The sequence below is a fragment of the Pseudovibrio sp. Ad13 genome, from assembly GCF_001623225.1.
In the GTDB taxonomy this organism is placed as follows: Bacteria; Pseudomonadota; Alphaproteobacteria; order Rhizobiales; family Stappiaceae; genus Pseudovibrio.
Window position 1 is genome coordinate 298,525 of sequence record NZ_LMCC01000004.1, and the last position, 14,667, is coordinate 313,191.

The 14,667-nt window shown below is 53.8% G+C and carries 13 protein-coding genes and 1 pseudogene; 5 read left to right on the forward strand and 9 right to left on the reverse strand.

Features of this window, described 5'->3' with window-relative positions:
* Positions 1 to 9: 9 nt before the first annotated feature.
* The 5 genes and pseudogenes from PsAD13_RS06155 to PsAD13_RS06175 form a co-directional block, all read right to left on the reverse strand.
* The gene (locus PsAD13_RS06155; protein WP_063317574.1) at positions 10 to 1,038 is read right to left on the reverse strand and encodes a branched-chain amino acid ABC transporter permease; all 1,029 of its coding nucleotides are present in this window, start codon (positions 1,036 to 1,038) and stop codon (positions 10 to 12) included.
* Positions 1,035 to 1,760 (reverse strand): ABC transporter ATP-binding protein, encoded by a 726-nt coding sequence (locus PsAD13_RS06160; RefSeq protein WP_063317575.1) that lies wholly within the window; start codon positions 1,758 to 1,760, stop codon positions 1,035 to 1,037. The genes PsAD13_RS06155 and PsAD13_RS06160 overlap by 4 nt, the downstream gene beginning before the upstream one ends.
* Positions 1,753 to 2,550: pseudogene (locus tag PsAD13_RS06165) on the reverse strand (ABC transporter ATP-binding protein). Before PsAD13_RS06165 ends, PsAD13_RS06160 begins: the two are co-directional and overlap by 8 nt.
* An 11-nt stretch (positions 2,551 to 2,561) precedes the next feature.
* Positions 2,562 to 3,461 (reverse strand): bile acid:sodium symporter family protein, encoded by a 900-nt coding sequence (locus PsAD13_RS06170; protein WP_063317576.1) that lies wholly within the window; start codon positions 3,459 to 3,461, stop codon positions 2,562 to 2,564.
* A gap of 174 nt (positions 3,462 to 3,635) precedes the next feature.
* Positions 3,636 to 4,838: a substrate-binding domain-containing protein gene (locus PsAD13_RS06175; protein WP_063317577.1), complete on the reverse strand. Its 1,203-nt coding sequence runs from the start codon at positions 4,836 to 4,838 to the stop codon at positions 3,636 to 3,638.
* A gap of 885 nt (positions 4,839 to 5,723) precedes the next feature.
* On the opposite strand from PsAD13_RS06175, the gene PsAD13_RS06180 reads away from it, so the two are divergent.
* The gene (locus tag PsAD13_RS06180; RefSeq protein WP_153040851.1) at positions 5,724 to 6,119 is read left to right on the forward strand and encodes a hypothetical protein; all 396 of its coding nucleotides are present in this window, start codon (positions 5,724 to 5,726) and stop codon (positions 6,117 to 6,119) included.
* Positions 6,120 to 6,173: 54 nt separating this feature from the next.
* Here the strand turns inward: PsAD13_RS06180 and PsAD13_RS06185 are convergent, their stop codons facing one another.
* A complete protein-coding gene (locus PsAD13_RS06185; RefSeq protein WP_063317579.1) occupies positions 6,174 to 6,587 on the reverse strand; it encodes a rhodanese-like domain-containing protein in 414 nt (137 codons plus the stop codon).
* 223 nt (positions 6,588 to 6,810) lie between these two features.
* Between PsAD13_RS06185 and ftrA the strand changes: the two genes are divergently transcribed.
* Positions 6,811 to 7,800, forward strand: coding sequence for a transcriptional regulator FtrA (gene ftrA, locus PsAD13_RS06190; protein ID WP_063317666.1), 990 nt, complete (start codon positions 6,811 to 6,813; stop codon positions 7,798 to 7,800).
* Here ftrA and PsAD13_RS06195 read toward each other — a convergent pair.
* Positions 7,791 to 9,044 carry a TIGR03862 family flavoprotein gene (locus tag PsAD13_RS06195; protein ID WP_208986458.1) on the reverse strand — a complete coding sequence of 418 codons (1,254 nt, stop codon included), beginning with the start codon at positions 9,042 to 9,044 and terminating at the stop codon, positions 7,791 to 7,793. The two genes, ftrA and PsAD13_RS06195, sit on opposite strands and share 10 nt — an antisense overlap.
* A gap of 197 nt (positions 9,045 to 9,241) precedes the next feature.
* On the opposite strand from PsAD13_RS06195, the gene PsAD13_RS06200 reads away from it, so the two are divergent.
* Entirely contained in the window at positions 9,242 to 10,369 is a 1,128-nt protein-coding gene (locus PsAD13_RS06200; protein ID WP_208986459.1) for a glycosyltransferase family 4 protein, read from the forward strand.
* Positions 10,370 to 10,439: 70 nt separating this feature from the next.
* A complete protein-coding gene (locus tag PsAD13_RS06205) occupies positions 10,440 to 10,877 on the forward strand; it encodes a VOC family protein (protein WP_063317668.1) in 438 nt (145 codons plus the stop codon).
* A 206-nt stretch (positions 10,878 to 11,083) separates the two neighbouring features.
* Here PsAD13_RS06205 and PsAD13_RS06210 read toward each other — a convergent pair whose 3' ends face one another.
* Both PsAD13_RS06210 and PsAD13_RS06215 read right to left on the reverse strand, forming a co-directional pair.
* A complete protein-coding gene (locus PsAD13_RS06210) occupies positions 11,084 to 12,046 on the reverse strand; it encodes a glycosyltransferase (protein WP_063317580.1) in 963 nt (320 codons plus the stop codon).
* 123 nt (positions 12,047 to 12,169) lie between these two features.
* The gene (locus PsAD13_RS06215) at positions 12,170 to 13,084 is read right to left on the reverse strand and encodes a glycosyltransferase family 2 protein (protein WP_063317581.1); all 915 of its coding nucleotides are present in this window, start codon (positions 13,082 to 13,084) and stop codon (positions 12,170 to 12,172) included.
* Positions 13,085 to 13,460: 376 nt separating this feature from the next.
* Between PsAD13_RS06215 and PsAD13_RS06220 the strand changes: the two genes are divergently transcribed.
* Positions 13,461 to 14,624, forward strand: a complete 1,164-nt coding sequence (locus PsAD13_RS06220) for an acetyl-CoA acetyltransferase (RefSeq protein WP_063317582.1) — start codon at positions 13,461 to 13,463, stop codon at positions 14,622 to 14,624.
* Positions 14,625 to 14,667: the final 43 nt, after the last annotated feature.

Sequence of the window (14,667 nt, forward strand, 5' to 3'; positions counted from 1 at the left end):
ACAAACTCCTCAATGCGCTTTGACAACGGGGTAAAGCCCCTGAGGTCGCCACATCAGCACAGCCCCCATCAGCAAAATGGTCGAGACCAACGCCAGTTTGGGGATCAGGAAGCCGGTGTAGTTGGTCAGCAAACCCACCAGCATAGCGCCGATGAAACAGCCCTCAATGGAGCCAAGCCCGCCGATAATCACCACGATAAACACGGAGATCATCACCTCAGCCCCCATGTGGGCCGTAATGGTTTCCTGATACATGCCCCACATCACACCGCCGAGCCCCGCTAAAGCACAGCCCACCATGAACACCGCCAGAAACAGCTTCTCTATCGGATACCCCAGGGCCTCCACCATCTCGCCATTCTGAACCCCAGCCCGCACCAGCAGCCCGATGCGTGTCCGGTTTAAAACCAGCCGCATGGCAACAAACAAAGCCAGCCCGATTACAATGGCCAACACACGGTATTTCTCAATGGCAGCGCCCAGCACCACAAAGGACCCCTGAAACGCAGCAGGCCGCGCCAGCACGATCTCATCCGGCCCCCAGATCACATAGATCAGCTGCTGCGTCACAACCAGCCCGCCCATGGTCACGAGGATCTGCTTCAGGTGTTGCCCGTACACCGGCTTAACAATCAGCCGCTCAAAGCCATAGCCCGCAAGACCCGTCACCAGCATGGCAAATGCTACAGCCAGCAGAACAGCCCCCAGATTAAGCGCAATGCTGGGGCTCTCAATCCAGCCACCCAGCAGGCCCAAAATGGTAAACCCCGCAAAGGCCCCAAGCGAAATAAACGCCCCATGCCCGAAGTTGATCACGTCCATCAGGCCGAAGATCACAGTAAGGCCAGACGCCATGATGAAAATCATCATCCCCATCGCCAGCCCCGCCGCCGTCAGCGTCAACCAGGTGGAGCCGGAACCAATCGCGAGCAAGCCGATCATCATCAGCACAGGTACAAGCAGCAGCGGTGCCTTTGCCTCGATAGTCTGAGAGAGGGAAGGGCGCTCGATGCGCGGTTTAATCAGGCTGTCACTCATTGGTGTGCCTCCAGTGAAAGTCCCATCAGCCTCTCCTGCAATCCGGCATCAGCTGCCAGCTCTGCCATGTCACCGGAATAAACAATCCGCCCGTCATCCATCACGGCGACGGTGTCTCCCACTGCGCGCGCCATGGAAAAGTTCTGCTCCACCAGTAAAATCGTGGTCTGCATCTCTTTCAGTTCTTTCAGGGCTGCGATCATAGCGTTGATGATTGCTGGAGCCAGTCCTTTGGTTGGCTCATCAATCAGGATCAACTTCCTCGGCTCAATGATTGCGCGAGCCACTGCCAGCATCTGCTTTTGCCCGCCGGAAAGATTCCCCGCAGCACTTTGCCAGAATGTTTTGAGGGGAGGGAACAGGCCAAAGATCCATCCCAGCCGTTCCTCATCAATCGCATTGTTCCGTGCAGCCAGAAGCATGTTTTCGTGCACGGTCAGGTCGGTAAAGATGCCCATATCTTCCGGCACAAAAGCAATCTCGCGCTGGGCAATGGCAGGTGTCGTCTCTTTCTGGATCTCCGTTCCATCAAACTGGATCGTCCCTTTTGAGGCCTGCCACAGCCCCATGATGGTCCGCAGCGTCGTGGTCTTGCCAGCGCCATTCCGCCCTAGCAGAACCGTGACACCACCGCGTGGAACTTCCAGATCAACGCCCTGCAAAATGTGGTAGGGGCCAATATGCGTGTGAACGCCGTTTAGGCTGAGAAGAGCATCAGACATGCGCACCCTCTGTTTTCTCTTCAGGTGCAACACCCAGATAAGCCTGCTGAACCACAGCAGAGGCGATCACCTCAGTAGGGTCTCCATCTGCCACCAGCTCTCCGTTGTGCAGCACGATAATCCGGTCAGCCAGTGAGCGGATCACATCCATCTTGTGCTCAACCAGCAAAATCGTGCGGTCCTTGTCCTGCTTCAACTCACGGATCAGGTCCAGCACAACCGGCACCTCATCAACGCTCATGCCTGCTGTCGGCTCATCAAACATCAGCACCTGCGGACCAATGGCAATCATCAGCGCCACCTCCAGCTTGCGCTGATCTCCATGTGACAGCTCGGACGTGATCTGCTCGGCTTTATCCAGCAAATGCACCTCTGCCTAAATGTGCTCGGCCCGTTCAATAAGCTCCACATGGCTGTCCGCCATAGAAAACAAATCCATGCCCATCCGCTGATGAGCCTGCACCGCCAGCCGTGCATTCTCCCGAACGCTCAGGCCGGGAAACAGATTGGTCATCTGAAACGCCCGCCCGATGCCCCGCAGGGTCCTGTCGGCAACTGAAAGGCGCGTGATGTCTTCGCCATTAAACCAGACATGACCAGCGCTGGCGGCTAACTGGCCGGAAATCAGGTTGAAGTAAGTGGTCTTGCCAGCACCATTCGGCCCCACAATGGCAGTTAGTGTCCCGCGATGAAAATCACAGGACACTGCATCCACAGCCACATGCCCACCAAAACGAATGGTCAGATCATGCGTACTCAGAACCGGCTTTTCGTCTTTCCGTAATTCCAAAGACCTGCCCTTTATGAGAGTTCATTTTGGGCGCGAAGGCTCGGGTTTGCCCGCGCTTTCCGCCGTGCCCAGAGGATGAAGAGGAAGGCACAGCCATACATGGTGATGCCGTAAATACCGGAGGCCAGACTGTATGGCGGCAATGCTTCGCCGTTCATTGCGATCAAAGCCCCAACGGTGATCCCAAGCGTGGCATTTTGGACGCCCACCTCCATAGCAATCGCAACACTGTCAGGATGCGAGAGCTTCATAAGCTTGGCGCCGCCATACCCAACCAGCAGCATCACAACATTCAGCAAAATAAGGACTGGCCCTAGCTCCAGAATGTTGGCCGTCAGCACAGACCAATTAGTGGCAATGGCTCCAAGCACGATCACCACAAACAGCACGGAGGCCAACAGCGACACCACTTTGGAAATTGCCGCGGTAAACGATGGCGCCATATGATTGACGAGAACCCCAATCGCAACGGGAACAGCCGTAATCAGTGCCATGGAAATGCCAATAGACGTCACATCAATCTTGGGCATGGCCGCACCAAGAAAGTAGTTTGCGGATGCCGCTGCAAAAACCGGCACCGTCAACACGCACAGCACACTGGTCACGGCTGTGAGCGACACCGCCAGCGCGACAGAGCCGCCGCTGAACCGTGTCAGCATGTTGGAGGTGACACCACCCGGGGCGAAGGCAAGCAGCATCACGCCAAACGCCATGGTCGGCTCCAGCTCCACCACTTGTAAAATGAGAAAGGCAACAACGGGCAACAAAAGCAACTGCCCCAGCATGCCAATGCTGAACGCACGCGGCATCTGCACCACGCGTTTAAAGTCCTGCAATGTGAGGGAGATCCCGAGAGAAAACATGATGAACGCCAGCGAAAGCGGCAAAAACAGCTTTAAGAGAATGTCCATGGTCTTGTACTTCGCTCTTTGAGGCTCTGATATTCCGTAAGCGGGACAATCTGCAACTGAGGATGAGGTCAGTAATCCTGCAAAAACCCCTCACGGCTCCAAAGCGTTATCTTTTGCGATTAAGGAGAGCGAGCGAGTGGCCCGCTCCCTCTCTGAGCTATGTAAAACGGGGACCTACTGGTTCTGAACTGGGATATCCATGTCCTCAATCTTGAGTTCGCGCACCAGTTCAGGAATGCCCCATTCAACCTCTGGATCCACACGGATCTTGAAGTGATACATGGACTGCAATGCCTGATGATCCTCAGCGCGGAATTTCATCAGTCCCTTCGGGCCTTCAAACTCCATGCCTTCCATTGCGGAGATCAGCTCTTCCGTATCCGTGGAGCCAGCTTTACGGATCGCCTCGACAGCAGCGATGCCTGCCGCCATACCACCCGCCGTAAAGAAATCAGGCGGCGAGCTGTAACGAGCCTCATGTTCTTTCACCAGCCAGTCATTCACTGGGTTCTGAGGGATCTCGTAGTAATAGTAGGTCGCGCCTTCCATGCCCGGCATGGCCTTATAGGCTTTCAGAGCCGCCAAAATGTTGCCACCCGTTGCGATCTCAATCCCATGGCGTTCAGGGTTCATCGCGTTGATCTTCGCCAGCGGGTTTCCGCCACCAGCCCAGATCACAAACAGGAACTTGCGTCCTTCCTGACCCTTCAGAGCCTCAAAGATGCGCTGGGCACTCGCAGTGAAATCCTTGGTGTCCGTCGGTGCGTACTCCTCAAACACCAGCTTGGCATTGGTCTTTTCAATCGCATTGCTGAAAGCAGCCACACCATCACGCCCAAACGCATAATCCTGAGCCAGCGTGGCAATAGACGCTCCGTCCTGCCCAAGGGCAACAGCATTCGCAATCGCATCCTGAGAGGAGTTCCGTGACGTGCGGAAGATGTAGCGGTTGAAGTTGGCGCCTGTGATGCTGTCAGCAACTGCAGGCTCCACGATCAGCAGCTTCTCGTATTCCTCAGCAATCGAGAGCATCGCCAGCGCAACACCAGAGGAGACCGGCCCAATTGCCAGATCAACCTCATCGTCGCCGTAAGCCTCGGCCAGCATGGCACGTCCAATATCCGGCTTGAGCTGGCTGTCTTTTTCGATGACCTCAATTTTGCGGCCATCAATCTCCATGGTTCCGCCGGTGGCATATTCCAGCCCCATCATCAAACCCACATGAGATTGCTTGGCATAGGCCTCAAAAGGACCGGTTTTACCATAGACGTGGGCAATCTTGATCGGCTCTGCCGCAGAGGAAATATTTGATGAAACAGAAAGCGCAAACGCGCTGGCCGCCAGGCTAACCGCCGCGGCCCTAAGTAATTTATGCATAATGAAACCCCTCCCACGTTGCCCAGGGGCCTCCTTAAACGCAAACACCGTCTCAAAAGACTTCGCAAGCCTGCCCTCAAACAACGTAAATATAGTTGACGCATGTATTCAGGAAGGAGTCAATGATTCCAGATTGAGCCAAATTGTTAAGATTTGAATGGATCACTTGTATTTGCTTATCCGGAAAATAAATTTCAGCTATCCAGAATTTTATATCAAAAAATCGATTTTCGTGATCAAGGCATCAGTCCAATATTTGCAATTACTCTTTGTAGTTTCAGTTTAAAGAGATGCTTCTTGCGACTTACTGTAAGTCGTTGTGACTACTCCTGCTTTCACTGCGACAAGCTGACGGCCATACGCCATGGAAAAGCCGTATTTCGCCCTGTTTACACCTCAATTAGCCGTTAGGCCGCGTCTCTCTGCAGGTGTGTCAGATAAGTGTTTGTTCACCATCTCTGAAAACCTGATGATAACAAGATCCTGATACCTTCAATAGCAATAAGAACACTGGTTTAACAGGGCGTCATTAAGTACTGAGTGCGTAGCAGTCAGTATTACCAAAATAACAATAAGCCCTGAAAAGGGATTATCTGCATATCACTATGCGGACAACTGAAGGGTGACCCGTTTCCATTGCTTGGTGGGTCTTCCTTGTTTCAAGGCAGGTTGTCTTGCCCCGACGATTTTAAAGGCCGTACCTCCCCCTCCCAATCGGCCTTTTTATGCCTGCTTTGTTTGGCACCGAGGTATCCTCCCACCTCGGTGCCTTTTTTATGCGCAGATGCAACCTTTGAATTAAATGGAAGCATCCTATTCATCTTAAAATTGCAAAATGTTCCTAATGCATCTAATTAGCTCTAACTTACGATAGGAGTTAATATTTTGAAAAATTATCTAAAATTATTTGTATTGCTAGGTGCTGCAGTTCTGTTGAGTGGGTGTGTAACCACACGATCTTCCTTGCCGGATTTATTCGTTGAGCAGGCGGATGATGTTGCGCGAGCAAATTACATCGACAAACATTGTCCTTCCATGGAGATGAAGAACCAGGACTTGCTAGCTCAATCCGCACTGCTTGTGTGCCTGACCAGCAAAAGGGCAAATAGGAAATGTGCTGTTAAAGAGTACATTACGATCTATGCGAAGCGGTATGAGCACTACACCAAAACGTACAAGGGAAAGACGTCAGCTCAGCTCTGCAAAATGGCGCGTGATGATGCTGAAATGAAGACCATGTTTCAAAAAGACCGCAAGAAGAAAGCTAAGAAGAAAAGCTAGGCTTGGCGTAGCAAACTAGTGGTGGCACCGAGGCTAAGCCTCGGTGCTTGTTATTTAAGCGGGCTGTAAAGCTTTCGAGGAAACCAACTCAAAGCCTTCGTCGATCCAGCCGGTCATACCGCCCAGCATAATCTTCACGGGACGTCCCAGCCGGGAGAGGTTATAAGCCGCCTTGTCTGCACCGTTGCAATGCGGCCCAGCGCAATAGACCACAAAAACGGTGTCCATCGGCCACTTGGCAAGGTTCTCTTCCGTCAGATCCCGGTGGTGAAGACAGATCGCACCATCCACGTGTCCTTTCGCAAAGCGGGCTGCACCGCGAACATCAAGCAAAACGAATTCTGCAGTACCATCGGCCAAATCTGCCTGCATATCAGAGCAGTCTGTCTCGAACTGCAGGATTGAACGGAAATGCGAGAGTGCCAGCTTTGGGTCAGCTGGGGAATATTCGAGTGCGCGTGAGGACATGTATTTCTCCAAATCTGCGAGGATGCTCCTGATTAGGGAGAGGAGCACTAAAAACACTTATTTTAAAGCAGCTTGCAGGAGAGGTGCCTCCGCAAACAGCCTTGGGTGATGACAGGAATTTCGCCTGCTCCCATAATCTGAAGAATTTCCCAGTTGTGAAAAACTGGCTCAAATGACTATATTCGTAAAAAATACGCCAATCTCTTTCGAGTTGATTTTTCCGATGGCCCAAACCACACCCCGCAGCCCAGAAGGCCCGCTTGTCGCAACGCTCATCTATGACGGTTTGTGCACCTTCGAGTTTGGTCAGGCCTACGAGCTGTTTGGCCTGCCAAGACCGGAGTTCGGCGCAAAATGGTACAGGTATGAGACGGTCGCCATCGAGGACGGTCCTATCCGTGCCGCGGGTGGTCTGGAGATCAAAGCCGAAAAACAGCTGGATGCGCTGGATCACGCCGACATCATCCTCATCCCCGGCTGGCGTGGCATTGATACCCTGGTGCCGGAGGACCTGATTGAGGCGCTCTGTAAGGCCTACAATCGCGGAGCCCGTGTTGCCTCCATCTGCTCCGGTGCTTTCGTACTGGCGCGCTCTGGCCTGCTCAATGGCCGCACAGCCACAACGCACTGGCGCTATGCCGAAGCGCTGCAAACCGGATTCCCATCCATCAACGTGGAAGAAGACCGGCTCTATTCAGAGACCGACAGGGTATTCACCTCCGCAGGCAGCGCAGCAGGCATTGACCTTGCGCTTCACATCATCCGGCAGGATTACGGCTCACAGATCGCTAACAGCGTTGCCAAACGACTGGTTGCACCTCCGTTCAGGGAAGGAACGCAAACTCAGTTTGCAGAACAGCCTGTACCCGAGGAACGGGAAAGCAAACGCTTCGCAGCACTTTTTGAGGAACTGGAGAAAAAACGTGCCTACACCATGTCCGTGCCAGAAATGGCAGACCTGATGGGCATGAGCCAGCGCACCTTCATCCGCAAATTCTCAAAGGTAACCGGACTTGCACCCGCAGAGTGGCGGCGCACCAAGCAATTGGAAACTGCCAAGCTCCTTTTGGAAGCGGAAGAGACGATGGACATGGAGAACCTTTCTCACCTCTGTGGGTTCGGCTCAGCAGCAACCTTGCGACATCACTTCAGAAGCAAATACGGCACCACGCCAACAGCCTACAGGCGCCAGTTCCAAACCCGTCAGTCCTGAAGGTATGCTTTGATGCCAAGTGCAGCTGAGCGGCCTGTGGCAAATACGGCCTGCAGAAGATAGCCACCCGTTGGCGCTTCCCAGTCCAGCATCTCGCCCGCCACAAACACACCCGGCAGCTTGTTCAGCATGTAGTGCTCGTCAACCTCGTCAAACGAGATTCCGCCCGCGCTGGAGATCGCACGGTCAATGGGGCGCGGAGCAGTCAACTGCAATGGCAATGCCTTGATACGCGCTGCTAGCTCATCTGCCTCAATCGGCAGCGGTCCTGCTTCCCGTATCAAAGCGATCGCAGCAGCGGGCAGACCTGGTGCTTTGCGCAGGAAGTTGCTCATGGATTGCTTACCACGTGGCCGCGCCATCTTGGCCGCGAGCTTGTCAGCAGAGACATCCGGCTTCAGATCAATCTCAATCTGTGCCGTCCCTGTTGCAAGGATTGTATCCCGCAGATCAGCTGAAAGCGCATAGATCACGCCGCCTTCAATCCCACAGGCATCCAGCATGGCATCACCAACAACACGGCGATCTCCGTGGGAGACAGCTATCTTCTTCAGAGGAGTACCTTTGTGGCGGTCCTTGAAGTGATCCGAGAACGCAATCTCAAACCCGCAATTGGCAGGGAGCAGCGCGTTCACGTCAATCTGCTTGTCACGCAAAGTCGAAACCCACGCGCCATCAGAGCCAAGCTTCGCCCAGGAACCGCCACCAAGTGCCAGCAAAACCGCGTCAAACACCTGTGCTTCAATGGGCTCATCGCCTTTTTGAAGCAGGACACTTCCGGCTTCATCAAGTCCGTGCCATCGGGTGTTCGCATGCAATGTTACGCCTTGCTGATCAAGCAATTTCAACCAGTTACGCAACAGCGGAGAGGCTTTGAAGCTTTTAGGAAACACCTTGCCACTGGAACCTTCAAAGGTCGGCTGCCCCAACCCTGCGCTCCATTCCCGCAAAGCAGAAGGAGGAAAATCCCGCACTGACTGCAACAGTTGCGCATGTGCAGGACGATAGCGGCTCAGAAAAACCTCCAGATCCTCACTGTGGGTTAGATTGAGACCACCAAGCCCAGCCATCAAAAACTTGCGGGCAGGGGATGGGCGTTGATCAAAGAGGCTCACACGCACTCCGGCTTCTGCCAGATGTTGAGCAGCAAACAGCCCGGCAGGGCCCGCTCCGATGATTGCAACATGCTTTGTCAAAGATCCATCCAGTCCGCTTATGGTCATTGAGGCTCCAGCCAATGACATTTACAGCTCTAATGCCTTTGTTTTCCGCCAATTACAAGCCGGAAGAGCGCCACATCCCACAGGTGGAGCGCAGAGAACATCAGGGATTTTCACCTCCTTAAAGAAGCACCCCTGATATTAGAAGGAAGACTTCTAAGGAATGTACAGTCCCCGCACTTCAAGCTTTGCTGAATGCAAACAGTAAAGTGGGGGCCGCATTGAGAACTGCAATCGTAATGCCGCGTAACATGCATTTTTGCCAGTCTCGAGCCACATCAATAGATCTGTGCGCTCATGATCTTGCGCTTCATAGCCAGAACAAAAGCAACCTGCGTATTTTTGCAGGAGGTGAGGAGGATCTGTTTGAAGATGTTGATGTTTTTGCAGTGACAGAACCGGGTAGAAAGCCAACGCCGGCAAAGTTTTATGATCCGCTGTCGGAGTTTGGACCACAGCTGATCGTCGTGCATCAGCATCTGGAAACGGCGTTTCAGATCATCACGGACTTTCCCGGTACCCCTGTAATCTTGCACAGGCATGGCAGGTTCGAGCGCAACAGCGCGTTCAAACGCTGGAAGTACACCCGCAAAATGAACCGCCTTGCAGGCATCATCTGGGTTGGAGAAGATGCCCGCAATAATTTCTGCGAAAATTTCACGGGTGTAAAAGCCCGCAGTGTGGTGGTGCCCAATGGCATAGATTGCGAGCTCTGGTCCCCAGCCCCCAAAGAAAACTCTGTGATCTATGTGGGGCGGGCAAGGGAAGACAAAGGCGTGTTCGACCTGGCGCAGGCTTGGCTTGCCTGTGCAGATCGTTTGGATCGGACGGGGTGGAAACTGAATCTGGTACTGGCCGTTACCGACGAGGGAGAGCAATCAACAGCAAACTCTCTCCGGCAGATGCTTTCAAGCCACGCGGACAGTGTCTCGATCGAGACCAACCTCAATGCCTCAGATGTCCAAAAACGCCTCGCAAGATCATCCATCGCAGTGGTGCCCTCCATCGTGGCAGAAGGTTTTGGCCGCACCGCGATTGAAGCCATGAGCTGCGGCGCTGCGGTGATCACCACACACTCTGGCGGCTTATGGGAGGCGGTCGGAGAAACTGGCAAGGTGATCAACCCAAGAGCACCCAAAGAAATTGCGTCAGCGCTACTCGATCTAGCTGACAATCGCCCTTTGCGTGAGGAGATGGCAGAAGCAGGACGGGAGAGAGTGCTCCGTCTCTTCAACATCCAGCAGATCGCAGAAAACTATGATGACATGCTCATGAGCCTGTGGGACGACTTCGTCAGCGGCTCCGACAATACACAGGGTCTCATCGACCACATGCTCGTGTCAGAGTGAGGTGAATGAAGACCGGGACTGGTACAGCAGGGCGAAGATCAGATCGCCCGCAACCCAGGAGATCAACAAAATGCACCCTGATCATGTGACAGTGGCTGTCCGCAATCTGGATGAGGCGCATGCTTTCTTCAACCTGCTTGGCTTTGAGGAAGCAAAATCCCTCGTTATCTCCGGTCCCGTGTTTTCAAAGTACATGGGCATTCCAGATCTGGAAGCCGAGCACGTCACGTTGGTTCTGAAAGGTCATAGCCCCAGGTTCGAAATCCAACTGCTGCACTACCGCAATCCAGAGCCACGCAGCGAGCCTTATCCTGAAGACCTCTGCCGAACAGGCTACAATCATTTGTGTTTCGCGGTCGATGATCTGGAAGACAGACTGTCAAAGCTTCAAGCAGCCGGGTTCAAGGCCCGTTCTGAAGTCATGGAGTTCAACGACAGAAAACTGGTGTTCCTGTTCGGGCCAGAAAAGATCACGATAGAATTAGCACAGTGGACCAAGCCAGAGTGAAGCGAGTTCGCAAATACGATCGCTTCTATTAGCTAAAGAGTTGGTTGCAGGGAAGAGAGCTCGCAGGAAGTGTAGTAGCGTGAACGGCAACAGATGTGCTTACAACGCCTGAGCAATCCCACATTACTTCTCAAAGAAAACTGCTGTCTCCAGCACATCACCAACAGTAGGGACTGTGCAATTCCTGCAAGTTAGAGAGGTAAACCTCACACCAACAACACCTTGGCTGCTTCCTTGTAATTCCGTGCCTTTGCGTTCTCAACAAACAACAATCCCTTCAGGTACTCCAATCGTGCTTTGGCCTTCTTGATACGCTGTGCCATGTGACGTGCCACCTTTGGCGAGATATGCAGGAAGCCGCGCTCCCGAAGCTCATCGCGCAGTGCTTGGCCCACATCATTCGCCAGCGTGTCCTTGCTGAAATATGGCTCCTCTTCATCGTACAACCGCGCAACAGCACAGAGCAAAGCCATATCAGCCACCATCCGGTAAGGACGACCGTTACGTGCTGTCACCTGACTGGGATGCAGCCGATACCGGACAAGCCGCTCGTTGAGAGCACCAATCTTCCCATACTCCAGCAGGCGCAGATAAAGGTCATAATCCTCCGCGCCATCAAAATGCGGACGATAGCCGCCAAGGGCCAACACAGCATCACGGCGAAACATAATGGTCGGGTGGTACAAACAGCACTTCTCAAAGAGGCGCTTGCGGATCTCAACCGAGCTTTTCGGGCACTCCATCTGGTCAATGATCTGCCCGGCCTCATCAATCACAGAGACTTCTGTCCCGCACAACTGCCAGTCAGGGTTCCGGTTCATAATCCGAACCTGCCGTTCCAGACGAAGCGACTCTGACAAATCATCCGCATCTAGGCGGGCAATCAATGGGCTCTCAATCACCGCAAGCCCGGTATTAAGCGCGTTTGAGATACCCTGACCTGGCCCTTCAAGAATCTGAAACCGGCCCTTCGGAAAATGGCCTGCAAAATGCTCCGCAATTTCCCGGGTTTCATCGGTGGAGGCATCATCCACCAACACAACAGCAAAGTCTGTGAAGCTTTGTGCCAACAGGCTGCTCAGCGTCTCTCCAAGCGTGTTTGCGGCATTGCGTGCAGGGATCAACACGCTGACAAGAGGGGCGGGATCCTGCTGTTGCTTTTCAGCCATTGAATAAGCCACCTATCTGCTTAAGCTCTTTTTGCCTTCCAGCTCAGGCTGCGAAGGAAGCTAAGCGTTTGTTGTGTTGCGTCGTTTCTTTGAAAAATCAGGAACATCGGGTGGAAGGCTGGGTCAGGTCTTATCCTGCCGTGCAGCAGTCGCCCCCCTCTGAGATGAATGGGTCTGTTCCAGAAGATCTGCTTCAATGGATTTCGCGACCCGCAGATATCGCCCAACCGCATAGTTGGTGGAGGCAATCAAACCCCACCAGCCATATCGGCAGTACCCGCGCACCAGATAGCCCTTCAGAAAGGCTGCGGGAAACTCATAGAGCAGTCGCGACTTCGGCATCCTGCGGCCCCGTCCACGCATCTCATGCACTTGCATGGTGGAATAGCGGTTCATCTTCTCAAAGTGGAAGGCAACGCTGGGAATGCTGCGGTGGTCCATATGCCCCTTCAGCATGCCTATCTTGGCATCGCTGGGCGGACGAACCGTGTCATGCACCGAGCTGGCAGAAAAACGGCCTACACTCCTGCGGTAAAGCCGGATTTGCTTATGAGAGTAGGCGTGTTTTGCAGCGGTCGTTTCGTGAGGCCACACATCGCAGATGTCCACCTCCCAAAAATCGTTCTGTGCAAGAACAGAGGTCTGGAACAAGCCCAATATCTCATCACGCAGTGCAGGTGTGACCACCTCATCGGCATCAATGTTCAGGATCCAGTCATTCCGGCACTGGTCCTCGCCAAACCGCTTTTGCAAGCCATAGCCATTCCAGTCATTGTGCAGCACACGGGCGCCCATGCGCTGGGCAACAGTGAGGGTCTGGTCCGTAGACCCGCTGTCAATCACGATGACCTCATCAGCCCAGTGAATGCAGCTGGCAATCGTCTGCCCGATCCGGTCTTCCTCATTCTTCGCGATGATGAAAACAGACATCGGAATGCGGGCCTCATCAGATCGCTCATTAGCGGTTGGCTTTCCTTGCTGGGCCCGCTTTGCTGCAATGTCGATGATTTTGCTCTGGGTGGAGATATCGGGCCTCAAACTCTTGGATTATCCGCAATAATCTAGAGTTTACTCCCCCCTACACATTCCGAAATTCGTCCAATATGAAGGACTGTTTTCACCCAATAGAAACCCATCAATATCAAATAAGGGGAGATGACTGAGAAAGTCGCCGCGCACCGCCAGTCAAACCCTGCTTATGCGGAGAAGCCAGACCAATACCCATCACTCAGCTTGGGTGAAAAGGACTGCCAGATCGACAAAACCTAGCATAAAGTCCCTCGGATAGCCCCGTTCACTACAACTTCCGTATGATTGCATCTCGCGCGCAGGGGTGAAACGATTTGCGCGCATTTGAGAGCCGGGTTTGAGGCGAGACTTTCGGCACCCACTTTAATTTCTTTGGGAGAAGAAAATGGCCGCAATTATTGGTTGGGCACACACACCGTTTGGCAAACTGGCAGATGAGACTGTAGAGACACTCGTCACAAAGGTTGCCAAGCAAGCGATTGCCGATGCCGGTCTCGCCGCTGAAGACATTGATGAGATCGTTCTGGGTCACTTCAATGCAGGTTTTTCCAAGCAGGATTTCACAGCAAGCCTCGTGCTTCAAGCAGATGACAAGCTGCGCTTCAAGCCAACCACCCGTGTTGAAAACGCATGTGCGACTGGCTCAGCAGCCGTGCATCAGGGCATCAAATCCATCAAAGCAGGCGACGCTAAGTTCGTGCTCGTCGTTGGTGTTGAGCAGATGACCACCACGCCGGGCCGTGAAATTGGTGCAAACCTGCTCAAAGCCTCTTACCTGCCAGAAGATGGCGATACTCCGGCTGGTTTCGCTGGTGTCTTCGGCAAAATCGCAGGCATGTATTTCCAGAAGCACGGCGACCAGAGCGAAGCGCTGGCCCACATCGCTGCGAAGAACCACAAGAACGGCGTGGAGAACCCATACGCACAGATGCGCAAGGACCTCGGCGTAGAGTTCTGCCTCAATGAGAGCGAGAAGAACCCGTTCGTGGCTGGCCCGCTGAAGCGCACAGACTGCTCACTTGTGTCTGACGGCGCAGCAGCCATCGTCCTCACGGACACCACCACAGCGCTCTCTGCCAAAAAGGCTGTTGCCTTCCGCGGCATGGGTCATGCGCAGGACTTCCTGCCAATGTCCAAGCGCGACATCCTCAAGTTTGAAGGCTGTACGGAAGCTTGGAAGCGCGCGCTCTCCATGGCCAACATCACCGTTGAGGACCTGTCCTTTGTTGAAACCCACGACTGCTTCACCATTGCAGAACTGATCGAATATGAAGCCATGGGGCTGGTGCCAGAAGGTCAGGGCGCGAAAGCCATCCTGGAAGGCTGGACCCAGAAGGACGGCAAATTGCCGGTCAACCCGTCTGGTGGGCTGAAAGCCAAAGGCCACCCAATCGGTGCGACTGGCGTGTCCATGCACGTCCTCACATCCATGCAGCTGGTGGGCGTAGCTGGCGGCATTCAGGTGGACGGCGCAGAGCTTGGTGGCATCTTCAACATGGGCGGCGCAGCTGTTGCCAACTATGTGTCTGTGATGCAGCGCCTCAAGTAAACCCGGCAAAACCAGACAAATGAGTATCAGAGCCCCGGTCCGC

What these genes read in the sequence shown, in the direction of transcription:
- PsAD13_RS06155 (WP_063317574.1), bottom strand. Translation starts at nt 1,038, where the DNA reads ATGAGTGACAGCCTGATTAAACCGCGCATCGAGCGCCCTTCCCTCTCT.
- PsAD13_RS06160 (WP_063317575.1), bottom strand. Translation starts at nt 1,760, where the DNA reads ATGTCTGATGCTCTTCTCAGCCTAAACGGCGTTCACACGCATATTGGC.
- PsAD13_RS06170 (WP_063317576.1), bottom strand. Translation starts at nt 3,461, where the DNA reads ATGGACATTCTCTTAAAGCTGTTTTTGCCGCTTTCGCTGGCGTTCATC.
- PsAD13_RS06175 (WP_063317577.1), bottom strand. Translation starts at nt 4,838, where the DNA reads ATGCATAAATTACTTAGGGCCGCGGCGGTTAGCCTGGCGGCCAGCGCG.
- PsAD13_RS06185 (WP_063317579.1), bottom strand. Translation starts at nt 6,587, where the DNA reads ATGTCCTCACGCGCACTCGAATATTCCCCAGCTGACCCAAAGCTGGCA.
- ftrA (WP_063317666.1), top strand. Translation starts at nt 6,811, where the DNA reads ATGGCCCAAACCACACCCCGCAGCCCAGAAGGCCCGCTTGTCGCAACG.
- PsAD13_RS06195 (WP_208986458.1), bottom strand. Translation starts at nt 9,044, where the DNA reads ATGTCATTGGCTGGAGCCTCAATGACCATAAGCGGACTGGATGGATCT.
- PsAD13_RS06205 (WP_063317668.1), top strand. Translation starts at nt 10,440, where the DNA reads ATGCACCCTGATCATGTGACAGTGGCTGTCCGCAATCTGGATGAGGCG.
- PsAD13_RS06210 (WP_063317580.1), bottom strand. Translation starts at nt 12,046, where the DNA reads ATGGCTGAAAAGCAACAGCAGGATCCCGCCCCTCTTGTCAGCGTGTTG.
- PsAD13_RS06220 (WP_063317582.1), top strand. Translation starts at nt 13,461, where the DNA reads ATGGCCGCAATTATTGGTTGGGCACACACACCGTTTGGCAAACTGGCA.